Source organism: Actinacidiphila polyblastidii (assembly GCF_036353415.1).
In the GTDB taxonomy this organism is placed as follows: domain Bacteria; phylum Actinomycetota; class Actinomycetes; order Streptomycetales; family Streptomycetaceae; genus Actinacidiphila; species Actinacidiphila polyblastidii.
Map to the genome: position 1 here is coordinate 70,904 of NZ_JAZEWV010000004.1, position 21,936 is coordinate 92,839.

The 21,936-nt window shown below is 75.6% G+C and carries 20 protein-coding genes and 1 pseudogene; 8 read left to right on the forward strand and 13 right to left on the reverse strand.

Going from position 1 to position 21,936, the window contains the following annotated elements:
- Positions 1-106: 106 nt before the first annotated feature.
- The 4 genes and pseudogenes from V2S66_RS07105 to V2S66_RS07120 form a co-directional block, all read right to left on the reverse strand.
- A pseudogene (locus V2S66_RS07105) lies at positions 107-1,048 on the reverse strand (YihY/virulence factor BrkB family protein); the annotation flags it as partial.
- The gene (locus V2S66_RS07110; protein WP_330793654.1) at positions 1,036-1,572 is read right to left on the reverse strand and encodes a GtrA family protein; all 537 of its coding nucleotides are present in this window, start codon (positions 1,570-1,572) and stop codon (positions 1,036-1,038) included. The gene V2S66_RS07110 and the pseudogene V2S66_RS07105, both read right to left, overlap by 13 nt.
- A gap of 77 nt (positions 1,573-1,649) precedes the next feature.
- On the reverse strand, positions 1,650-2,609 hold the full coding sequence (locus tag V2S66_RS07115; RefSeq protein ID WP_330793656.1) for a decaprenyl-phosphate phosphoribosyltransferase: 960 nt from the start codon (positions 2,607-2,609) through the stop codon (positions 1,650-1,652).
- Positions 2,606-3,133: a phosphatase PAP2 family protein gene (locus tag V2S66_RS07120; protein WP_330793657.1), complete on the reverse strand. Its 528-nt coding sequence runs from the start codon at positions 3,131-3,133 to the stop codon at positions 2,606-2,608. The genes V2S66_RS07115 and V2S66_RS07120 overlap by 4 nt, the downstream gene beginning before the upstream one ends.
- A gap of 111 nt (positions 3,134-3,244) precedes the next feature.
- On the opposite strand from V2S66_RS07120, the gene V2S66_RS07125 reads away from it, so the two are divergent.
- Both V2S66_RS07125 and V2S66_RS07130 read left to right on the forward strand, forming a co-directional pair.
- The gene (locus tag V2S66_RS07125) at positions 3,245-4,660 is read left to right on the forward strand and encodes an FAD-binding oxidoreductase (RefSeq protein ID WP_330793658.1); all 1,416 of its coding nucleotides are present in this window, start codon (positions 3,245-3,247) and stop codon (positions 4,658-4,660) included.
- Positions 4,661-4,748: 88 nt separating this feature from the next.
- Positions 4,749-5,504, forward strand: coding sequence for a decaprenylphospho-beta-D-erythro-pentofuranosid-2-ulose 2-reductase (locus tag V2S66_RS07130; RefSeq protein ID WP_330793660.1), 756 nt, complete (start codon positions 4,749-4,751; stop codon positions 5,502-5,504).
- A 309-nt stretch (positions 5,505-5,813) separates the two neighbouring features.
- On the opposite strand, the gene rocD is transcribed toward V2S66_RS07130, so the two are convergent.
- A complete protein-coding gene (gene rocD / locus V2S66_RS07135) occupies positions 5,814-7,037 on the reverse strand; it encodes an ornithine--oxo-acid transaminase (protein ID WP_330793661.1) in 1,224 nt (407 codons plus the stop codon).
- Between the two features lie 194 nt (positions 7,038-7,231).
- Between rocD and trpS the strand changes: the two genes are divergently transcribed.
- The 3 genes from trpS to V2S66_RS07150 all read left to right on the forward strand — a co-directional run bounded on the left by trpS (position 7,232) and on the right by V2S66_RS07150 (position 9,882).
- Positions 7,232-8,245 (forward strand): tryptophan--tRNA ligase, encoded by a 1,014-nt coding sequence (gene trpS / locus V2S66_RS07140; protein WP_330793663.1) that lies wholly within the window; start codon positions 7,232-7,234, stop codon positions 8,243-8,245.
- Positions 8,246-8,338: 93 nt separating this feature from the next.
- A complete protein-coding gene (locus tag V2S66_RS07145) occupies positions 8,339-8,959 on the forward strand; it encodes a 2'-5' RNA ligase family protein (protein WP_330793665.1) in 621 nt (206 codons plus the stop codon).
- A 59-nt stretch (positions 8,960-9,018) separates the two neighbouring features.
- Complete coding sequence (locus V2S66_RS07150) at positions 9,019-9,882, forward strand: hypothetical protein (RefSeq protein WP_330793909.1); 864 nt, start codon at positions 9,019-9,021, stop codon at positions 9,880-9,882.
- Here V2S66_RS07150 and V2S66_RS07155 read toward each other — a convergent pair.
- Entirely contained in the window at positions 9,839-10,387 is a 549-nt protein-coding gene (locus V2S66_RS07155) for a carboxymuconolactone decarboxylase family protein (RefSeq protein ID WP_330793666.1), read from the reverse strand. The two genes, V2S66_RS07150 and V2S66_RS07155, sit on opposite strands and share 44 nt — an antisense overlap.
- 49 nt (positions 10,388-10,436) lie before the next feature.
- Here V2S66_RS07155 and pdxR point away from each other — a divergent pair, with 49 nt between their 5' ends.
- Entirely contained in the window at positions 10,437-11,924 is a 1,488-nt protein-coding gene (gene pdxR, locus V2S66_RS07160; protein WP_330793668.1) for a MocR-like pyridoxine biosynthesis transcription factor PdxR, read from the forward strand.
- Positions 11,925-12,113: 189 nt separating this feature from the next.
- On the opposite strand, the gene V2S66_RS07165 is transcribed toward pdxR, so the two are convergent.
- From V2S66_RS07165 to V2S66_RS07180, 4 genes are all read right to left on the reverse strand, one after another.
- Positions 12,114-13,103 carry a malate dehydrogenase gene (locus V2S66_RS07165; protein ID WP_330793669.1) on the reverse strand — a complete coding sequence of 330 codons (990 nt, stop codon included), beginning with the start codon at positions 13,101-13,103 and terminating at the stop codon, positions 12,114-12,116.
- Positions 13,104-13,320: 217 nt separating this feature from the next.
- Entirely contained in the window at positions 13,321-14,166 is an 846-nt protein-coding gene (locus V2S66_RS07170; RefSeq protein WP_330793670.1) for a helix-turn-helix domain-containing protein, read from the reverse strand.
- A gap of 228 nt (positions 14,167-14,394) precedes the next feature.
- Complete coding sequence (locus V2S66_RS07175; protein WP_330793671.1) at positions 14,395-14,835, reverse strand: DUF3017 domain-containing protein; 441 nt, start codon at positions 14,833-14,835, stop codon at positions 14,395-14,397.
- A complete protein-coding gene (locus V2S66_RS07180; RefSeq protein ID WP_330793672.1) occupies positions 14,825-15,676 on the reverse strand; it encodes a bifunctional methylenetetrahydrofolate dehydrogenase/methenyltetrahydrofolate cyclohydrolase in 852 nt (283 codons plus the stop codon). The genes V2S66_RS07175 and V2S66_RS07180 overlap by 11 nt, the downstream gene beginning before the upstream one ends.
- 152 nt (positions 15,677-15,828) lie before the next feature.
- Between V2S66_RS07180 and V2S66_RS07185 the strand changes: the two genes are divergently transcribed.
- Positions 15,829-16,590: an RDD family protein gene (locus tag V2S66_RS07185; RefSeq protein ID WP_330793673.1), complete on the forward strand. Its 762-nt coding sequence runs from the start codon at positions 15,829-15,831 to the stop codon at positions 16,588-16,590.
- A gap of 213 nt (positions 16,591-16,803) precedes the next feature.
- Here V2S66_RS07185 and purH read toward each other — a convergent pair whose 3' ends face one another.
- Both purH and purN read right to left on the reverse strand, forming a co-directional pair.
- Positions 16,804-18,393, reverse strand: a complete 1,590-nt coding sequence (gene purH / locus V2S66_RS07190; RefSeq protein WP_330793674.1) for a bifunctional phosphoribosylaminoimidazolecarboxamide formyltransferase/IMP cyclohydrolase — start codon at positions 18,391-18,393, stop codon at positions 16,804-16,806.
- Positions 18,390-19,010, reverse strand: coding sequence for a phosphoribosylglycinamide formyltransferase (gene purN / locus V2S66_RS07195; RefSeq protein ID WP_330793675.1), 621 nt, complete (start codon positions 19,008-19,010; stop codon positions 18,390-18,392). Before purN ends, purH begins: the two co-directional genes overlap by 4 nt.
- A gap of 226 nt (positions 19,011-19,236) precedes the next feature.
- Here purN and V2S66_RS07200 point away from each other — a divergent pair, with 226 nt between their 5' ends.
- Positions 19,237-20,067, forward strand: a complete 831-nt coding sequence (locus V2S66_RS07200) for a hypothetical protein (RefSeq protein ID WP_330793676.1) — start codon at positions 19,237-19,239, stop codon at positions 20,065-20,067.
- Here the strand turns inward: V2S66_RS07200 and V2S66_RS07205 are convergent.
- A complete protein-coding gene (locus V2S66_RS07205) occupies positions 20,064-21,914 on the reverse strand; it encodes a cell division protein PerM (protein ID WP_330793677.1) in 1,851 nt (616 codons plus the stop codon). The genes V2S66_RS07200 and V2S66_RS07205 overlap by 4 nt on opposite strands.
- Positions 21,915-21,936 lie beyond the last annotated feature (22 nt).

Below are 21,936 nucleotides of genomic sequence, written 5' to 3' on the forward strand. Positions count from 1 at the left end.
CCGCCGACCCCTCGGCCCGACCCGGCTGGTCGGGGTGACCCGGCTCTCCGGCCTGGCCCGGCCGCCCGGGCTTTTCGGACTCCGACGGCCCGTCGGGCTGCCGCGGGCCGCCCGGCTTCGCGGCCGCGGGGCGTGCGTCCGTGCTCTCCGGCTCGTCAGAGCCGGCCGGCTCGGCGGTGCCGACGAGCGGCGGGTCCCCGGCGTGCACCGGGGTCGCCGTCCACGCGGCGCAGTACAGCAGCAGCTTGGCCATGAAGTTGATCCAGAGCAGCAGGGCGACGGGCGTTCCGAACGCTCCGTAGATGTTCTTGCCCGCGACGCTCTGGAGGTAGCTGCTGAGCAGCAGCTTCAGGAGTTCGAAGCCGACCGCGCCGATCAGGGCGGCGACCACGACCGAGCGGCGGGGCGGCTCCACGCCGGGCATCAGCGTCAGCAGGTACGTGAGGATCAGGAAGTCGGCGACCACCGCGAGGACGAAGCCGACCGCGGTGAGCAGCGCGCGGCCCGGTCCCTGGTCGGCGAGGTCGATCCGGTCGGCGGTCCAGGCGACGGCCGCGGTGGCGAACCCGGACGCGCCGAGCGAGACGACGACGGCGGCGCCGAGCCCCATCAGGACCCCGAAGTCGGCGAGTTTGGCGACGAAGGGGTTGCGCTCCTCGTTGTCCTTCGCCCACACCGCGCGCAGGCAGTCGCGCAGCGAGCTGACCCAGCCGATGCCGGTGAGGACCAGCAGCGCCGCGGCGATGCCGCCGACCGTGCCGGCGTTGGCGACCAGGCCGCTGATGTTCAGCTGGTCGGCGATGCCGGGGATCTGCTCGCTGATCTTGTGCTCGATGGTGTCGAGCTGGCGCCGGCTGAGCAGGGCCGCGCCGACCGCGGCCGTCACCGCGAGCAGCGGGAACAGCGACAGGAAGCTGGTGAAGGTCATCGCCGCGGCCAGCCGGGTCCAGTGCACGGTCTGGAGGTGCGCGAACGCCCGCCAGGCGTGGGTGCGCAGGGCCGCGCGGATGCGCGGTCCGATCCACGGCAGCCGCGTCAGCCAGTCCATGTCGGTCGGCTACCCTCCTCCCGCCGGCGCACGCTTGCCGCCTCGGGGGCGACGGGGTCCGCGGTCCCGGGACCGGCCGGATCCGCCGCCGGATCCGCCGCCGCTCCGGCGGCCGGTCCGCCCGCCGGGGCCGGGCGGAAGACGAGCGTGCGCGTCCCCCAGAACCGCAGCGCGGTGGCGAGCAGCATGCCGATGACCAGCCCCGACACCACGTCGTCGCGTGGCGCGGTGAAGCCGAGGACGTAGTGCGAGAAGCCCAGGCACACCAGCTGGACGAGGGCGCCGGCGATGTTCACGGCGAAGAACACCCCGTACCGGCGGGCGCGGCCGGACGCCCTCGTACGGCCGCGGTAGGTGCCGAGCGCGTTGCCGAGGTAGGCGACCGTGCAACCGGCCAGGAACGACAGCGCCTTCGCGGTGAGCGGGCCGAGTCCGCCGGAGCCGCGCAGCCAGATGAACAGGCCCAGGTCCGCCGCGTAGGCGGCGCCGCCGGCCACCGCGAAGCCGAGCAGCTCCCGCCCCATCGTGCGCGGGCCACCGCGACCGGAGCCGCCGCGGGGACGCCGGCCGGCGCCCCGGCCCGCCCGCCCCGCGGGACCGCTCATCGGTTGACCACGGCCAGCACGTACAGCACGCCCCACGCCAGCCCGATGACGGCCAGCGCGCGGTCGCGCAGCACCACGTCCTCGGGCTCGCCGGCCGAGCCGGCGTCGGCGAAGACGGCGTAGCGCAGCACCGAGAGGGTGAAGGGGATCATCGACAGCTGGCGCCACGGCAGCAGTCCGCCGGCCCGGCCGCCGGTCTCCATCGCCCACAGGCAGTACGCCAGCACCGCGACGCCCGCCGCGAGCTGCCAGACGAACCGCAGGTAGCCGGTGGTGTACGAGCCGAGCAGCGCGCGGGACGCGCCGAGTTCGCCGTCCTGGCCGGCCATCAGGACCAGCTCGGAGTACCGCTTGGCGGCGACCATGAACAGCGCGCAGAAGCCGGAGGTGATCAGGAACCAGCGGGAGAGGGTGATGCCGAGCGCCAGCCCGCCGGCCATCGCCCGCATCAGGAATCCGGCGGTGACGATCACCAGGTCGACCACCAGGATGTGCTTGAGCCGCATGCAGTAGGCCAGTTGCATGGCCACGTAGGAGGCGAGCAGCGCGGCGGTGTCGGCGTTGCAGGTCACGGCGGCGACCGCGGGGGCGAGGACGGCGAGCAGCGCGCCGGCGGTGTAGGCGGCGCCGATCGGGACGGCCCCGCTGGCGACCGGGCGCAGGCACTTGACCGGGTGGGCCCGGTCGGCCTCGGCGTCCCGCGCGTCGTTGATCAGGTAGACCGCCGCGGAGCAGGCGGTGAACAGGGCGAAGACCAGACCGAGGCGTACCACCTGCGCGCCGGTGAGCAGCCGGGCTGCGGCCAGCGGCGCGGCCAGCACCAGCCCGTTCTTCACCCACTGCCGGGGCCGTGCGGTGCGCAGCAGCCCGATCGCCAGCGTCAGCGCGGTGGCGGGGGCGGGCAGCGCCGGGACGGCGGCGGACTTGTCGATGACGCCGGCGGTCGGTTCGGTCATGCAGAGACACCTGCCAGGGCCCAGCCGCGGCCGAGCCGGGCCATCGCCCCGCCCAGCAGCGCACCGAAGGCCACGTCGGTGGGGTAGTGCACGCCGACGACCAGCCGGGACACGCAGACGGCGGCGGCGAGCGGGGGGACGGCGGGCCCGAAGGGGCCGCGCGGCAGCAGCGCGCCGAAGGCGATCACCGCGGCCGCCGAGGAGGCGGCGTGCGAACTGGGGAAGCTGTGCCGGCCCGCGGTGCGGACCAGCGGGCGGGCCCGCGCGGGTTCGGGCCGCGGCCGGCGCACCGCCCGCTTGAGCACCATGCTCGCCGCGTGCGCGCCGGCGACCAGGACGGTGGCCCGCAGCCAGGCGTCGCGCCGGGCCCGGTCGGCGCCCGCGGCGCCCGCTCCGGCCAGACCCGCGGCGAGCCAGAGCGCGCCGTGCTCACCGGCCCGGGACAGCCCCCTGGCGACACCCGCGACCTGACGGCGGTCGCCGCAGCGGCGCAGCACGGTGAGGAGTTCGTGGTCGTAGCGCACCTGGTGTCCTTACCGTGCGGCTCGCCCGCTCACGCACCCCCTTTCGCCCTTTCCAGTGAGAAAAGCCGCATAACAAGCAATACGGATGTTCCAGGGCGATACGGTCGCCGTATGCCCGTACCCTCCGCCCCCGGCGCCCCCGGTCCCACCGCGGCCCCGGCCGTCCCGACGACCAGCGTCACCGGCTGGGGGCGCACCGCCCCGACCTCGGCCCGGCTGCTGCGCCCGGTGTCGTACGAGGAGGCCGCAGCGGCGGTGCGCGAGTGCGGCCCGCGCGGTGTGGTCCCCCGCGGCCTGGGCCGGGCGTACGGCGACGCCGCGCAGAACGCCGGCGGCGCGGTGCTGGACATGACCGGCCTCGACCGCGTCCACGAGATCGACGCGGTGAACGGCCTGGTGGTGTGCGACGCCGGGGTGTCGCTGCACCGGCTGATGCAGGTGCTGCTGCCGCTGGGCTGGTTCGTGCCGGTCACCCCCGGCACCCGCTACGTGACCGTCGGCGGCGCGATCGGCGCGGACATCCACGGCAAGAACCACCACGTGTCCGGGTCGTTCAGCCGCCATGTGCGGGCGATCGAGCTGCTCACCGGCGACGGCGAGACCCGGCTGGTCACCCCGGAGGATGAGCCCGAGCTGTTCTGGGCGACCGCCGGCGGCATGGGCCTGACCGGCGTGATCCTCGCCGCGACCGTCCAACTGCTGCCGGTGCAGACGTCGTTGATGTCGGTGGACACCGAGCGGGCGGCCGACCTCGACGACCTGATGGCCCGGCTGACCACCACCGACCACCGCTACCGGTACTCGGTGGCCTGGATCGACCTGCTGGCGCGCGGCGCGGCGACCGGCCGCGCGGTGCTCACCCGCGGCGACCACGCGCCGCTCGACGCGCTGCCCGAGCGCGACCGCGGCGCCGCCGCCCGGCGCGACCCGCTGGCCTTCCGCCCGCTGCGGCTGCCCGCCGCGCCGCGCTTCGTGCCCGAGGGCCTGCTCGGCCGCACCGCGGTGGGGCTCTTCAACGAGGTGTGGTTCCGCAAGGCCCCCCGCGAGCGCCGCGGCCGGCTGCAGAAGCTGACCTCGTTCTTCCACCCGCTGGACGGCGTGCCGGAGTGGAACCGGATCTACGGGCGCGGCGGCTTCGTCCAGTACCAGTTCGCGGTCGGCCACGGCCAGGAGGAGACGCTGCGCCGGATCGTCGGCCGGCTGGGCGAGCACCGCTGCCCGTCGTTCCTCGCGGTGCTCAAACGGTTCGGCGACGGCGACCCCGGCTGGCTGTCCTTCCCGGTGCCCGGCTGGACGCTCGCCCTCGACATCCCGGCCGGCCTGCCCGGCCTCGGCGAGCTGCTCGACGGCCTGGACGAGCAGGTGGCCGCCGCGGGCGGCCGCGTCTACCTCGCCAAGGACTCCCGGCTGCGCCCGGACCTGCTGGCCCGGATGTACCCGCGCCTCGACGACTTCCGCGAGCTGCGCGCCCGCTACGACCCGCGCGGCGCGCTCACCTCCGACCTGGCCCGGCGGCTCGCGCTGTGACCGCGCGCCGCCGGTCCTTCCCGTCCCCATTCGTCCCGTCCCCGTTCGTCATCCCCCGGATCACCCTGAGCCCACCCTGGAGGCCCTCGTGAAGGACGCATTCGGCGCACCCCAGTCCCTGCTGGTCCTCGGCGGCACCTCGGAGATCGGCCTGGCCACGGCGCGGCGCCTCATCGGCCGCCGCACCCGCCGGGTCCACCTCGCCGGGCGGCCCTCCCCAGCGCTGGACGCGGCCGCACGCGAGCTGGGCGCGCTCGGCGCCGAGGTCGGCACGGTCGCCTTCGACGCGCTCGACCCGGACACCCACGAGGAGGTGCTCGGCAAGGTGTTCGCCGAGGGCGACATCGACGCGGTGCTGCTCGCCTTCGGCGTCCTCGGCGACCAGGCCAGGGACGAGCAGGAGCCGTCCGCCGCGGTGCGCGTCGCGCAGACCAACTACGCGGGCGCGGTCTCCGCGGCGCTGGTCTGCGGGGCGGCGCTCCAGCGCCAGGGGCACGGCTCGCTCGTCGTGCTCTCCTCGGTGGCGGGCGAGCGGGCCCGGCGCTCCAACTTCATCTACGGCAGCAGCAAGGCCGGCCTCGACGCCTTCACCCAGGGCCTCGGCGACGCGCTCCACGACGACGGCATCCACGTCATGGTGGTGCGCCCCGGCTTCGTCCACACGAAGATGACCGCCGGGCTCCCCCCGGCCCCCCTGTCCACCACCCCGGACGCGGTGGCCGCCGCCATCGAGACGGGCCTGCGGCGGCGCACCGAGATCGTCTGGGTCCCGTGGGGGCTGCGCCCCCTGATGGCGGGGGTTCGGCTGCTGCCGAGGCGCGTCTTCCGCAGCATCACGCTGTAGCGTCCCCTCCCCCGGAAACGGCGCCCGCCCCCTCGCACCTCGGGCCCCGCGCCCCGACAACGGGCTGCGCCCGGACCGCGGTGGGCGTCGCACCCCACCAGGGGCGCGGGGAACGGCGCGAGCGACCACCCACCGGCCGGCGGCCCGGAAACGACCGCAACAGCCCCACCGGGCCGGAGACGACCCCCAGCCCTCGCGACGGCTGGCCGCGCAGTTCCCCGCGCCCCCGAAGAACCCGGGCCGCGCCCGGAACGCGCGCCCCACCCGGGGGCGCGGGCGGCCGGTGGCCCGGGAGCGTCAGCGACAAGCTCAGGCGGCCAGGACCTCGCGGAGCTGCGCGAGGGACCAGTCGAGGTCGTCCTTGCTGATGACCAGCGGGGGGGCGAGGCGGATGGTCGAGCCGTGGGTGTCCTTGACGAGGACGCCGCGGGCGAGGAGGCGCTCGGAGATCTGGCGGCCGGTGCCGAGGGCGGGCGCGACGTCGACGCCCGCCCACAGCCCCCGGCCGCGCACCGCGGCCACCGCGCCGCCCGCGGTGAGCAGCCCGAGCTCCGCGTGCAGGTGCGCGCCCAGCTCCGCCGCCCTGTCCTGGTACTCACCGGTGCGCAGCATCGCGATCACCTCCAGGCCGACCGCGCAGGCCAGCGGGTTCCCGCCGAAGGTCGACCCGTGCTCGCCCGGCCGGAACACGCCGAGCACCTCGCGCGAGGAGACCACCGCGGAGACCGGCACGACGCCGCCGCCGAGCGCCTTGCCGAGCACGTACATGTCGGGCACGACATCCTCGTGCTCGCACGCGAAGGTGCGCCCGGTGCGGCCGAGCCCCGACTGGATCTCGTCGGCGATGAAGAGCACGCCGCGCTCGCGGGTGACCGCGCGCACCCCGGCGAGGTAGCCGGGCGGCGGCACCAGCACGCCCGCCTCGCCCTGGATCGGCTCGATCAGCACCGCGACCGTGTCCTCGTCGACCGCCGCCCGCAGTGCGGCCAGGTCGCCGTAGGGGACGATCTCGAAGCCGGGGGTGTAGGGGCCGTAGTCGGCGCGGGCCTCGGGGTCGGTGGAGAAGCTGATGATCGTGGTGGTGCGGCCGTGGAAGTTGTCGGCGGCGACGATGATCTTCGCCCGGCCGTCGGGCACGCCCTTGACCCGGTAGCCCCACTTGCGCGCGGTCTTCACGGCGGTCTCGACCGCCTCCGCCCCGGTGTTCATCGGCAGCACCATCTCCATGCCGCACAGCTCCGCGAGCGCCTGGCAGAAGTCCGCGAACCGGTCGTGGTGGAAGGCCCGCGAGGTCAGCGTGACGCGGTCGAGCTGCGCCTTGGCGGCGGCGATCAGCCGCGGGTTGCCGTGGCCGAAGTTGAGCGCGGAGTACCCGGCGAGCATGTCGAGGTAGCGGCGGCCCTCGACGTCCGTCATCCAGGCGCCCTGCGCGGACGCCACGACGACCGGCAGCGGATGGTAGTTGTGGGCGCTGTACGCCTCGGCGGCCGCGATCGAGCGGTCGGTCTCACCGGTGGCGGGTGTGGTGGTCACGTGCGTACTCCGTTCGTCGTGCGTCAGGAGGCTGGCCTGCGACGGGGCGGGGTGGTGCCCCTTCCTATCGTCGCTCGCCGGTGGTGACCGCAAACCTTACGGCCGCGGCGGCCGTACGTCGGCGGTTCCACACCGTGTGCCGGGAGGCGTTCCGGGGGTATGGGAGCGCGGGCGCCACCTGAGAGAATGAGGGCATGGCCACTGATCGTCCTCGCGCACTGTCCGGCATCCAGCCCACCGCCGGCTCCTTCCACCTGGGCAACTACCTCGGTGCGATCCGCCAGTACGTGGCACTCCAGGAGACCCACGACGCCTTCTACATGGTGGTGGACCTGCACGCGATCACCGTGCCGCAGGACCCGGCGACGCTGCGGGCGAACACCCGGCTGGCCGCCGCCCAGCTGCTGGCGGCCGGCCTGGACCCGGACCGCTGCACGCTCTTCGTGCAGAGCCACGTGCCCGAGCACGCGCAGCTCGGCTGGGTGATGAACTGCCTCACCGGCTTCGGCGAGGCGTCCCGGATGACGCAGTTCAAGGACAAGTCCGCCAAGCAGGGCGCCGACCGCTCCACCGTCGGCCTGTTCACGTACCCGATCCTCCAGGTCGCCGACATCCTGCTGTACCAGGCGGACGCGGTGCCGGTGGGCGAGGACCAGCGCCAGCACATCGAGCTGACCCGGGACCTGGCCGAGCGGTTCAACTCCCGGTTCGGCGGCACCTTCACCATCCCGGCGCCGCACATCGTGCGGGAGGTGGCGAAGATCTACGACCTCCAGGACCCGACGGCGAAGATGAGCAAGTCCGCGGCGACGCCCAAGGGCCTGGTCAACCTGCTGGACGAGCCGTCCGTGTCGGCGAAGAAGTTCCGCAGCGCGGTGACCGACACCGACACCGTCATCCGCTTCGACGAGACGGACAAGCCGGGCGTCAGCAACCTGCTCACCATCCACTCCGCACTCACCGGCACCACAGTCGCCGCACTCGAGGAGAGTTACGCCGGCAAGGGCTACGGTGCGCTGAAGACCGACCTCGCGGAGATCTTCGTGGCGTGGGTCACGCCGTTCCGCGAGCGCACCCAGGAGTACCTGGGCGATCCGGAGACGCTGGACTCGGTGCTGGCGAAGGGCGCGGAGAAGGCGCGCGCGGTGGCCGCCGAGACGCTGGCCACGGCGTACGACCGGATCGGCCTGCTGCCCGCCAAACACTGACACGACGGGACAAGCCCCTCCGGTGGCTGTGACGGATCTCGCTCTCTGCGGGCGGGGTCCGCGCGCGACACTGGACGGGGTATCCGTCCCGGCATGACCGTTTCTGACCGACCTGGGCAAGGGGTGAACGCAGTGGCCGGCTCCGCCATCACCACCATTGGCGTGTCCATCGCGGTCCCGGAGCCGTACGGGCGGCTCCTCCAGGAGCGCCGGGCCGGTTTCGGGGACCCGGTGGCGTACGCCATCCCCACCCACATCACGCTGCTGCCGCCCACCGAGGTCGCCGACGCCGAACTGCCGGACCTCGACCGCCACCTCGCGCACGTCGCGGCGCACGGCCGGTCCTTCCGGCTGCGCCTGGACGGCACCGACACCTTCCGTCCGCTGTCGCCCGTGGTCTACGTCCGGGTCGCCGACGGCGCGTCGTCCTGCGCCGCGCTCCAGGAGGCGGTCAGGTCAGGGCCGGTGGTGCGGGACCTGCAGTTCCCCTACCACCCGCACGTCACGGTGGCCCACGGCATCGCCGAGGAGGCGATGGACCGCGCCCAGCGCGACCTGGCGTCCTTCACCGCCGGCTGGCAGGCGAGCGGCTTCGCGCTGTACGAGCAGGGCGCCGACGCGGTGTGGCGCAAGGTCCGCGACTACCCCTTCGGCCCCGACCCGCGGCCCGCACTCCCCCACCAGGCGACCCGCGAGCCCGCCTCCCACCTGTGACGGCCTCGGTGTGAGGGCGTCCGCCGCCGCGCCCATAGGGTGGGGCGGTGGGCATGGGAATGGTGGCGGCGCTCGGCGCCGCGGTCTGCTTCGGAGTGGCGTCGGTGCTGCAGGCCGTCGCCACCCGCGCGACGGCGCCGGGCACCGGATCGGGCGTGGACGCGCGACTGCTGGCGCGGGCCGCGAAGCAGTGGAAGTACCTCGCGGGGCTCGGCCTGGACACCGCCGGCTTCGTCCTGGAGCTGATCGCGCTGCGGTCGCTGCCCATCTACACGGTCGGCGCGGCGCTCGCCGCGAGCCTGGCGGTGACCGCGCTGGCCGCCAGCCGGATGCTCGGGGTGCGGCTGGCCGGCCGCGAGTGGGCCGCGGTCGCCGCGGTGTGCGGCGGCCTCGCGCTGCTGGGCCTGTCCTCGGGCGGCGAGGGCGACTCGCACGGGAGCGACGCGCTGCGCTGGGCGACGCTCGGCGCGGCCGCCGTGGTGCTCGCGCTGGGCGCGGCCGCGGGCCGGCTGCCGGAGCGGTCCCGCGCGGCCGCGCTCGGCCTCGGCGCGGGATGCGGCTTCGGGGTGGTCGAGGTCGCCGTCCGCCTCATCGACGGGATCAGGCCCGCCACGCTGCTGGCGAACCCCGCCCTGTACGCGCTGCTGCTCGGCGGCGCCGCCGGCTTCCTGCTGCTGACCTCGGCGCTCCAGCGCGGCTCGGTCACCGCGGCGACCGCGGGCATGGTGCTCGGCGAGACGGTCGGCCCGGCGCTGGTCGGGGTGCTCGCGCTGGGCGACCGCACCCGGCACGGCTGGGCGCCGGTGGCCGTCGCCGGATTCGCCCTCGCGCTGCTCGGCGCGCTGGCGCTGGCCAGGTTCGGCGAGGGCGGCGCGCCGGCTAGCGAGACGCCGCGTCGGGAGCCGGCGACATCCGGCAGGTGACGCCGATCCGGTTCCAGGCGTTCATCGTCACGCACATGGCGATCAGCCGCGGCAGCTCGCCGGCGTCGAAGAGCGCGGCCGCCCCGTCGTAGGCGGCGTCGGACACGCCGTGCGCGCCGAGCCGGGTGACGTCCTCGGCCAGCGCCAGCGCGGCCCGCTCCCGGGCGGTGAAGAACGGCGTCTCGCGCCACACCGCGACCCCGTACACCGTCCGCTCCGACAGGCCGAGCGCCCGGGCGTCGCCGCTGTGCTTGTCGACGCAGTAGGCGCAGCCGTTGAGCTGCGAGACGCGGATGCGGACCAGCTCGCGCACGGCGGGGTCCAGGCCGCGGGCGGCGGCCTTGTCGAGGGCGAACATCGCCTGGTAGAAGTCCGGCGCCCCGTCCATCAGGTCGATCCGGCGGGCCGGCGCGGCCACCGCGCCGCTCGCGCTCCGGTTGCTCTGGGTGTCCTGGGTGCTCCGGGTGCTCTCGTTGTCCTGGGCGTTCTCGGTGATCGTCGTCATGGAACCACCCTAGGAGCGAAGTGGCGCCCGGCCGTGGTCCACTTGGACCATGAACTCATGGGCCACTGCGGCAGGTCCCGCCGGTCCCGAGCGCGGCGGCGACTACGACCTGCTGCTCGACCTGGCCGGCCGCCGCTCCCGCGCGGGCCTGGAGGGCGCGCTGCGCGAGGCGGTACGGGACGGGCGGCTCGCCCCCGGCACCCGGCTGCCGTCCAGCCGGGTGCTCGCCCGCGACCTGGACCTGGCACGCAACACCGTGGCCGACGCCTACGCCCAGCTCGTCGCCGAGGGCTGGCTGACCGCGCGGCAGGGCTCCGGCACCGCGGTCGCGCCGCGCCCCGGCGGCGCGCCGGCCGCCGCTCCGCCGCCGCGGCGGCCGCCCTCGCCGGCCGAGCGCGCCGCGCGGATGGCCTCCCCCGACCTGGTGCCGCACACCCACACCGCCGGCCTGCCGTACGTGCTGTGGCCCGGCTCCCCCGACCTGTCGTCCTTCCCGCGCGCCGCCTGGGCCGCCGCGGCGCGCCGGGCGGTGACCACCGCGCCCAGCGAGGCCTTCGGCTACTCCGACCCGCGCGGCCGCCCCGAGCTGCGCACCGCGCTCGCCGACTACCTGGCCCGGGTGCGCGGCGTGCGGACCCGGCCCGACCTGCTGGTGGTCTGCACCGGCTACGTCCAGGCGGTCGGCCTGCTGGCACGCGCGCTGCGCGGCCTCGGCGCGCGGCGGATCGCCGTCGAGGAGGTCGGACTGCCCGACACCCGCACCCAGTTGCGGGCGGCCGGCCTGGAACCCGTACCGCTGCCGGTGGACGCGGACGGCGCCGCCGTCGAGGGCCTGGACGCGGGCGTCAGCGCGGTGCTCCTCACCCCCGCCCACCAGTTCCCGATGGGCGTGCGGCTCTCGCCGGCGCGCCGCACCGCGGTCGCCGCGTGGGCGCGCGAGACCGGCGGGCTGGTCGTGGAGGACGACTACGACGGCGAGTTCCGCTACGACCGGCTGCCGGTGGGCGCGTTGCAGGGCCTCGCGCCCGACCACGTCGTCTACGCCGGCACCGCGAGCAAGAGCCTCGCGCCGGGGCTGCGGCTGGCCTGGATCGCGGTGCCCGAGCGGCTGCTCGCGCCGGTGCTGCGGGAGAAGCGGCTGGCCGACCACCAGTCGCCGGTGCTCGACCAGTTGACGCTCGCGGAGTTCATCGGCTCCGGCGGGTACGACCGCCATGTGCGGCGGATGCGGCTGCACTACCGGCGGCGCAGGGACCACCTGGTGGCCGCGCTCGCCGCGCGGGCGCCGCGGGTGCGGCTCTCGGGGATCGCCGCGGGCCTGCACGCGCTGCTCGAACTGCCGCCGGGCGCCGACCCGCTGGACACCGTGATCGCCCGCGCGTACGAGGGCGGACTCGCGGTCGGCGGACTGCCGTCCTTCGGCGCGCCGCAGGACACCCCGCCCGCGCTGGTCATCGGCTACGGGACGCCGCCGGAGCACGCGTTCAGCGGCGCGGTGGACCTGCTGTGCGAGGTGCTGGCCGCGTCCGCCACCTGACGGCGTACCACCGCATCGCGCCGCCGCGCGCCCGGAGCGCTCCGCCAAACGGTGGAACCATCGACAGCCACGACGTGACGCGTGACGCGCGCCCACCGGTGAGCCCGGCCGCCGGGCGCCGGACACGCGCGAGGGGCGCCACGGTCCCGTGGCGCCCCTCGTCGATCAGGCCGTCGTGCCGTCGCGCCGTCAGATCAGGCCGAGGGCGCGCACCGCGTCGCGCTCCTCCGCCAGCTCCTGGACCGAGGCGTCGATGCGGGGGCGGGAGAACTCGTTGATCTCCAGGCCCTGCACGATCTCGAAGGAGCCGTTCTCCGTGGTCACCGGGAAGGACGAGATCAGCCCGGCCGGCACGCCGTAGGAGCCGTCGGAGACGATGCCCATCGACGTCCAGTCGCCGTCGGCGGTGCCGTTGACCCAGGTGTGCACGTGGTCCAGGGCGGCGGACGCGGCGGAGGCGGCCGAGGACGCGCCGCGGGCCTCGATGATGGCCGCGCCGCGCTTGGCGACGGTCGGGATGAAGGTGTCGGCGAGCCACTGCTCGTCGTTCACGACCTCGGCGGCGTTCTTGCCCGCGACCTCGGCGTGGAAGATGTCCGGGTACTGGGTCGCCGAGTGGTTGCCCCAGATGGTGAGGCGCTTGATGTCGGAGACCTGGGCGCCGGTCCGCTTGGCGAGCTGCGCGATGGCGCGGTTGTGGTCCAGGCGGGTCATCGCGGTGAAGCGGTCGGCCGGCACGTCCGGGGCGGCGGACTGCGCGATCAGCGCGTTGGTGTTCGCCGGGTTGCCGACCACCAGCACCTTGATGTCGTCGGCCGCGTGGTCGTTGATCGCCTTGCCCTGCGGCTTGAAGATGCCGCCGTTGGCCTCCAGCAGGTCGCCGCGCTCCATGCCCTTGGTGCGGGGGCGGGCGCCGACCAGCAGCGCGACGTTCGCGCCGTCGAAGGCGGTGTTCGGGTCGTCGGTGATCTCGATGCCGCGCAGCAGCGGGAAGGCGGCGTCGTCCAGCTCCATCGCGGTGCCCTCGGCGGCCTTGAGACCCTGCGGGATCTCCAGCAGCCGGAGGCTCACCGGCACGTCCGCGCCGAGCAGGTGGCCCGAGGCGATGCGGAAGAGGAGGGCGTAGCCGATCTGGCCGGCCGCTCCTGTGACGGTGACGTTGACGGGAGTGCGAGTCATTGCCTTCTCCTGGCCTTTGCTGCGGGTGTGCTGCGGCGTGTGCGGTCGCCCCGGCAGCGCCCGAGCGGCCCCGATCGTGGCATCTCTCGGCGTCAAGAGAGCCATCCGTCAGGCTATCGCGCGCGGCGTCCGCGCTCGACGCACGGTCGTGTGGCCCCGGTCACCGGGAGCCCCGGCCCGCCGTCCGGCCGGCTGCCCGTGCGGCTGCCCGTGCGGGTCAGCCGACGCAGACGCCCAGCAGTATCAGGCCGAGGCAGAGCTGCGAGCGGGTCGGGGTGGGGGACGCGGTGGCCGTGCCGCCCGGCGCCGGGGTGGTGGCCGGCGGGCCGGTGGGGTCCTGCGGGCCGGTGCTCGCGGTGGCGCCGCCCGGCGCCGCCGGGGCGGTCGAGGCCGGCGCGCCCGCGGCGGGCGCGGCGGGCGCGGCGGGCGCGGCGGTCGGCGCGGCCGCGGGCGAGGTGGCGCCCATCGCCGCGGACGGCCGGTCGGCGGGCGCGCCGGGCGCGGGGGCGGCGGGGGCGCCGCCCGGACGGGCGCGGTGGGAGGGCGAACCGGGGGTGGTGAAACGTTCCGGCACGGCGGGGCCCGTGGCCGTCGGGTTCGCGGTCCCGCTGCCCGGCGCGCGCCCGCTGCCCGCGCCCGCGGTGAGGATCACGCCGACGAGCGCGGCCACCGCCAGCGCGGCGACCGCGGCGAGCAGCAGGAACCGGCGCCGCCTGCCCGGCAGCCCCTCCTCGGCCCCGAGCGGGTCCAGCGGGTCGGGGCGCGGCACCGGGCGGCCGCGACCGCGGTCGCCGCTGCCGGCCGCGGCCTTCTCCGCGAGCTTCCACAGCGCGCCGGTCCTGTCGTAGTCCGCGCCGCTGGCCTGCGCGAGCACCTCGACGGCGTCGAGCGGCGGCAACTGGCGGGCGGCGAAGGCGTGTTCCCAGCCCTCGACGGAATGCGCGGTACGGGCCGCGAGCGCCGGCACGGTCAGGCCGCTGCGGTCCTTCATCCGCCGCAGCTGTGTGGCCAGCCGCCGCATGTCCACGGGAAGGCGGTCCGGCAACGGCTCCCACTGACCCACTCGGCACCCCTCGTGATCACCCGGATACTCAGGGCCACGCTAGAACACGCGTCCATCCGGCGGGGTGATTTCCGCCAACTCGGTCCGGGGCGACCCGCCACCGGCCGGTGGTCCGCCGGCCACCGCGACAGCCCCACCGGGCCGGTGACGACGTACCGCCGCCGTGGCCGGCCGCGCAGCCCGGCCCGCCCCTCGACGGACGGGGCGGCGCCCGGCCTCCGGCGGGGGTCAGCGGACCGAGAAGTGGATGATGTCCTCGAGGAACGGGATGCGGATCAGCGGGTCGGGCTGCGCCATGAGTGCCAGCAGGATGATGCCGAGGCCGAGCACGGCGTAGGTGATGACGTCGGTGAAGCGGCTGCGCACCGCGAGCATGCCGACGTTGGTGAGCCCCCAGCGCAGGCCCGCGCCGAGCAGCAGCGCGGTCCCGACCACGAGGGTGCCGGGGCGGAACGCGCCGGTCGCGGTGGTGATCAGGCCGATCACCACACCGGCGATGACCGCCAGGATCGGCCACTGCCGGGCCGGCGCCGGCGCGTCGCCGCCCGCCGCACGGCCGCCGCCCTCCGGGCGGGCGGTGCCGCGGGTGACCGCCGGGCGGCCGCCCGGCTCGCGCGGCGCCGAGTGCCGCCAGGCCGGCTCGGGCGCCGGCGTCCCGTCAGACGACACGTTCCGCCGCCTCGACCACGTTCCACAGCAGCAGTGCCCGCGTCATCGGACCGACGCCGCCGGGGTTCGGGGACAGCCAGCCGGCCACCTCGGCCACCCCGGGGTGCACGTCCCCGACGATCTTGCCGTTCTCGTCGCGGCTGACGCCCACGTCGAGCACCGCGGCGCCCGGCTTGACGTCCTCGGGCTTGACGATGTGCGGCACGCCCGCGGCGGCCACGACGATGTCCGCCTGCCGCAGCTGCGCGGACAGGTCACGGGTGCCGGTGTGGCACAGCGTCACCGTCGCGTTCTCGGACTTGCGGGTGAGCAGCAGGCCGATCGACCGGCCGACGGTGATGCCGCGCCCGACCACCACCACGTGCGCCCCGTTGATCTCCACGCCGTGCCGGCGCAGCAGCTGCACGATGCCGTTGGGGGTGCAGGGCAGCGGCCCCGGCACGCCGAGCACCAGCCGCCCCAGGCTGGTCGGGTGCAGGCCGTCCGCGTCCTTGTCCGGGTCCATCAGCTCCAGCACGCGGTTGGTGTCGATGCCCTTGGGCAGCGGGAGCTGCACGATGTAACCGGTGCACGCCGGGTCCTCGTTGAGTTCGCGTACGACCGCCTCGATCTCCTCCTGCGTGGCGGTGGCGGGCAGCTCGCGCTGGATGGAGGCGATGCCGACCTCCGCGCAGTCGCGGTGCTTGCCCGCCACGTACCACTTGCTGCCCGGGTCGTCGCCGACCAGCAGCGTGCCGAGGCCGGGGGTGATCCCGCGCGCCTTCAGCGCCTGGACGCGGGTGGTCAGCTCTGACTTGATCGCGGCGGACGTGGCCTTGCCGTCGAGAATCTGGGCGGTCATACCCCCATCCTCGCGGATCGCCCCGGCCGCCGACCAATCACCCCGGCACTCACCCGGCCGGTGGGCAACTTTGTCCCTTGCGCACCGCCCCGCCCCGGCCGCACGATGTGCCGCGTCCCCCGATTCGTCCGTCCCCGCCCGAAGGACCGCACGTGAGTCAACCTCCCGGCCCCGGCAACCCCTACGGCGGGCCGCCGCAGCAGCCGTACGGTTCCCCACAGCAGCCCCCGTACCCGCAGGCCGGTCCCTACGGGCAGCCGGCGCCGCAGCCCGGCGGCCACCCGGGCGTCCCGCCTCAGGGCGGATACGGGCAGCCGTACGGCTACCCGCAGCAGTACGGCGGCCCGCAGACCCCGTACGGCGCTCCGTACGGCTATCCGCAGCAGTACGGCGGCTATCCGCCGCCCGGCGGCCAGGTGCCGGGGATGCCGCCGCCGGCCAGCTGGGGTGCGCGGTTCGGGGCGCTGCTGCTCGACTGGCTGACGGTGATGCTGGTGCCCTCCGGGCTGGCGACCGCGGGCTATGTGCAGATCTCCATCAAGATCGCCGACCGCTGGAACGACTGCGACGACGCGCACATCCCCCGGGACGCCTGCCCGACGCCGAAGACCTCGGGCGGCTCGCTCACGCTGATCGCGATCGGCGGCATTCTGTCGCTCGCGGCGTTCATGTTCCTCGTCCACCGCGAGGGGGCGACCGGCCAGACGCCGGGCAAGCGGATCGTGGGCATCCGGCTGCTGCGCGCGTACGACGGCTCGACGCTCGGCTTCGGCCTCGCGTTGGGCCGTCGCCTGCTGCACGTACTCGACGCGCTGCCCTGCTACCTCGGATACCTGTGGCCGCTGTGGGACGCGCGGAAGCAGACCTTCGCCGACAAGATGACCCACACGGTGGTGATCAGGGACCCGCACTGAGTGGTCTCGGGCGACCGGCCGCACGGGAGCACCGGCAGGAGGGGGTGGGGAGGGGCGTCCCCGCAGACCAGGCGACCGCCGGCCAGGGCAGCGGGCGGACGTGCGTGCCGCAGGGTCGAGGAGTCGCCCCCGGACCGCCGGCCGGACGCCGGGACGATCCCCGACGCCCAGCCGGAAGGCCCGCCGGCCCACCGCCCGCCGGCCCACCGGAACTCAGTGGAAGAAGTGCCGCGTCCCCGTGAAGTACATCGTCACGCCGGCCTTCTTCGCCGCCTCGACCACCAGCTCGTCGCGCACCGAGCCGCCCGGCTGGGCCACCGCGCGCACGCCCGCCTCAGCGAGCACCTCGAAGCCGTCGGGGAACGGGAAGAACGCGTCGGACGCCGCGTACGACCCGGCCGCCCGCTCCGCGCCGGCCCGCGCCACCGCGAGCTTCGCCGAGTCCACCCGGTTGACCTGGCCCATGCCGACGCCGACCGTCGCGCCGTCCTTGGCCAGCAGGATCGCGTTGGACTTCACCGCGCGGCAGGCCCGCCACGCGAACGCCAGCTCGGCCAGCTCCGCCGCGGGCAGCGCCTCGCCGGTGGCGAGCGTCCAGCCGGCCGGGTCGTCGCCGTCGGCCTGCAACCGGTCCTTCGCCTGGACGAGCAGGCCGCCCTCGATCGGGCGCTGCTCGACGACCGCGGCCGGGGCGTCCGGGCAGCGCAGCACCCGGATGTTCTTCTTGCGGGCCAGCACCTCCACGGCGCCGTCCTCGTACCCGGGGGCGACGATCACCTCGGTGAAGATCTCCGCGACCTGCTCGGCCATCGCCACCGACACCGGACGGTTCACCGCGATGACGCCGCCGAACGCCGACAGCGGGTCGCACGCGTGCGCCTTGCGGTGCGCCTCGGCGACGTCGGCGCCGACCGCGATGCCGCAGGGGTTGGCGTGCTTGATGATCGCCACGCAGGTCTCTTCGTGGTCGTGGGCGGCCCGGCGGGCGGCCTCGGTGTCCACGTAGTTGTTGTACGACATCTCCTTGCCGTGCAGCTGCTCGGCGCCCGCCAGGCCGGTACCGGAGCCGTCGGTGTAGAGCGCCGCGCCCTGGTGCGGGTTCTCGCCGTAGCGCAGCGTGTTCTGCCGGGTGTAGGTCGCGCCGGTGAACGCCGGGAACTCGTCCGCCTCGGCGTAGCCCGCGACGAACCAGGAGGCGACGGCCACGTCGTACGCGGCGGTGTGCTGGAACGCCTCGGCGGCCAGCCGCTTGCGGGTGGCGAGGTCGAAGCCGCCGTCCTGCGCCGCGGCGAGCACGTCGGCGTAGCGCGCCGGGCTGGTGACGACCGCGACCGACGGGTGGTTCTTGGCGGCCGCGCGGACCATCGAGGGGCCGCCGATGTCGATCTGCTCGACGCACTCGTCGGCGCTCGCGCCCGAGGCGACGGTCTCGCGGAAGGGGTACAGGTTCACCACCACCAGCTCGAACGGGCTGATCTCCAGCTCCTCCAGCTGCCGGCGGTGGTCCTCCAGCCGCAGGTCGGCGAGGATGCCGGCGTGCACCCGCGGGTGCAGCGTCTTGACCCGGCCGTCCAGGCACTCGGGGAAACCGGTCAGCTCCTCGACCTTGCTCACCGGGACGCCCGCGGCGGCGATCCGCCCGGCGGTGGAGCCGGTCGACACCAGCTCGACGCCGGCCGCGTGCAGGCCGCGGGCCAGCTCCTCCAGGCCGGTCTTGTCGTACACGCTGATCAGGGCACGCCGCAGCGGCCGCTTGGCCTCGGGGGTTTGCGTGGTGCTGCCGGGGGTGACGTCGGCGCTCATGCCGGAATCCGTACCTTTCGTCCTTCGATGCGGTAGCCGTCGCGCGACAGCCGCCCTACGACGTCGACGAGCAGGCGCCGCTCGACGTCCTTGATGCGCTCGTGCAGCGCGTCCTGCGTGTCGTCCTGCCGGACCTCGACCACGCCCTGCGCGATCACCGGCCCGCTGTCGACGCCGTCGTCGACGAAGTGGACGGTGCACCCGGTGACCTTCACGCCGTACGCGAGTGCGTCCCGCACGCCGTGCGCGCCGGGGAAGCTCGGCAGCAGCGCCGGGTGGGTGTTGATGAACCGGCCGCCGAAGCGGGCCAGGAACTCCTTGCCGACGATCTTCATGAACCCGGCCGAGACCACCAGGTCCGGCTCGTGCGCGGCGGTCGCCTCCGCCAGCGCCAGGTCCCACGCCGCGCGGTCCTGGTGGTCCTTGACCCGCACGACGAAGGTCGGCAGGCCGGCGCGCGCCGCGCGCTCCAGGCCGGCGATCCCGTCGCGGTCGGCGCCGACCGCGACGATCCTGGCGCCGTACGCGGGGTCGGTGTCGATGGCGTCGAGCAGCGCCTGAAGGTTCGTACCGGAACCGGAGACGAGGACGACGAGGCGGGCGGGGGTGCGGGCCACGGGGTGGGCCTCTCTCGGGGCTGCGCGGAACGCGGAGTGCCGGCCGCGCCGCGGGGTTGGATGTTCCTACGAGCCGGGGGCCGCCCGGATTCCGGGGAACCCTACGAGGCCGCCGACCGTCAGCAACGATACCGGCACTCGGAACGGCCCCCGCGGGACGGGGGCGCGCGCGGGCGGTAGCGTTCGCCAGGAGAACACGTACGCGACAGGAGTCGAGCCCAGAGGGATGGCGCATCACATCATGAGCAGCGGCCGCATTGAACTCATGCTGCGTGCGCCCGAGGGCGATCAGCGGGACAACCCGTTCGCGCCGCCCGCGGAAGGCACGCCGGACCGGCCGTGGCAGCCCAGGGCACCGCAGTCGCAGCACTCGGAGCAGGAGCCGGGCACCGGTTCCGGGTCGGGGCAGGACTCGGGGTCGGGCTCGGGCTCGGGCTCGGGCTCGGGTGGCTCCGGCTCCTCGGGGGACGACGAGGGCACGCCGCCCTCGCAGCCACCCGCGTGGGGCAGCCAGTGGAGCAGCAGGCAGCCGCAGTCCGGGCGGCCCGACCCGTTCCAGCGCCCCCAGCAGCCGAACGGCCCCCAGGGCAACGCACCGCGCTTCGACCCCACCGACCCGGCGCAGCGCCGCTCGCGCTACGCCCTGGTCTGCGGCGGCTGGGGCCTGATCTTCTCGCTCTTCGGCTGGACCGCGGTCGGGCTGCTCCTCGGCGCGCTGGCCCTCTACTGGGGGATCAGCGCGCTGCGCATGACCCCGGAGCAGCGCGCCACCGCGCGCGCCTCGGCCGCCTCCGCGCTTGCCGACGCGGCGCAGACGCCGCGCCCCGCGCCGCCCGCGCCGGGCCCGGAGTCGCAGCGGTCGTTCATGACCGCGGCGTGGACGGGAATCGTGACCAGCGCGCTCACCCTGGCGATCGTCGGGGCGACCTACGGCTTCCAGTTGGCCTATCGCGACTACTACACCTGCAAGTCCGACGCGCTCACCTCGCCCGCGTCCCACGCCTGCACCAAGCTGCTGCCGAAGCCGCTGCGCGACCTGCCGGCCTTCCGCGACTAGGGCGCGGGCGGCGGCTCGCCGCCCTCGGCGGCTCCGGTCCCCGGCGGCTGCGGGGCCGTGCCCGGAGGCGGCGGCAGCGGCGGCTGCGGCAGCGGCGGCGGGAAGACGGGCAGCGGCGGCGCCATCGGCCACGGCAGCGGATCGGGCGGCGGCGGTACGAGGTCCGGCTCCGTGTCGGCCTCGGCGTCCGCCCCGGCCCCGGCTTCCGCGCCGTCGGACGGGCGGTCGGGCAGCAGGCCGGCCAGGACCAGGCGGGAGCGCCAGCCGGGCGTCGCCCCCGGGCGAGCGGCCTCGGGCGTCTCGGGCCCGGACGATTCGGACGAGGTCGGTTCGGACGAGGGCGGCGGTTCTGACTCCGGCGGTTCGGTCCGCGGCGGCGTGATCACCGCGGGTCCGGCCGGCACGGCCTCGGTGACGTGTGCCTGTGCCTCTGCCTCTGCCGTGCGGGCGGCGCGGGCGGCGCGGAGGGCCGGCAGCCGCGGGAGCCAGGCCAGGGCGGCGCGCGGCGCGGGCAGGCTCGGACGCCACGTGGGCGACGGCAGGCGCCAGTCGTACGACGGGTGGGCGATGTGCCAGCGCAGCAGCATCGCGCCGGGCACGGCGACGACCACCGTCCAGCACAGCGCGGCGACGCCGGCCAGCCACCAGGTGGGGCCGACGTCCGCCATCACCCCGCGGCCGAGCGCGCCGCCCGCCCACGCCGAGGCGACCGCGCATCCGGCGCCCAGGCACAGCGCCGCCCCGCAGACCGCGCGCAGCGTGCGCCACAGCGACCAGCCGCCGTTCCCCAGCACCCAGGCCACCGCGCCGCCCGCCGCCACCGGCAGCGCGAGCGCCGACCAGCCCTCCCACGACGCGCCGGAGGGCAGCGCGGCGAGCAGCGGGAACGCCGGCAGCAGCGGCAGCCCGTGCACCCCGTAAGGCGCCACCGCGCTGCCCGCCCCGACGCTGAATCCGACGCCGAGTCCGTAGCAGGCAGCCCACACGGCCATGTTGGGCAGCAGTGCGACGGCGACGAGGAAGACCGCGATCCGGCCCTCGTACTCCCCGCTGAGCTGCGCGTACGCCTGCCCGGAGCGGTCGGCGTGCCAGGCCAGCGAGGCCGCCGCGAGCAGCGCGCCGCCGCCGAGCAGGACGCCGCCGCCGATGCCCGCGGCGCGCAGGCAGGCGGTGGCCTCCTCGCCGTACTGCCGCGGCAGCCGCAGCGCCCGCAGCAGCCGGACGAGCGGCGGCCGTCCGCACCCGGTCCAGGCGCCGCAGAGCGCCGCGGCCGCGGCGAACAGCGGGACGTGGACCACGCTCAGCGGCGCGACGCGCAGCGGGCCGTGGGCCGCGTAGGCGACCGCCAGGGCGCCGACGGAGAGGTAGCCGGTCAGCACCCAGCCGGCGACGGTCAGGGCCGCGCGCGGGTCGCGCGGGGAGTCCGGATCATGCGGCGGGCGCGGGTCGCGGCGGTCACGCGAGCGGTCGGCCGCCGGGACCGCGGAGGCGACGGCGGACGCGGTGCCGCGGTGGACCAGCCAGGCGGCGACCGCGCTCAGCAGCAGCGGCGCCAGCGCGACCGGGGCGGGCACGCCGGAGAACGTGTGGGCGCGGACGAGCCCCGCGCCCTGGGCGAGCAGCCAGAGGCCGGCGCCGAGGTGCAGGGCGCCGTCGATGCCGTTGTCCGGATACGGGGAGCCGATCCACAGGAGCAGCACCACGGTGGCCGGCACGCCCAGGCCGAGTCCGGCCGCGGACGCGCCCGCGACCAGGGCGGACACGCGGACGGAGGCCCACCGCGGGTGCGGCTCCCTCAGGGTCGCCGCCGCCCCGGCGGCGGGTCGGGGTTCGCTGATGTGCGTCACGCCGCCCCATGGTGCCAACAAC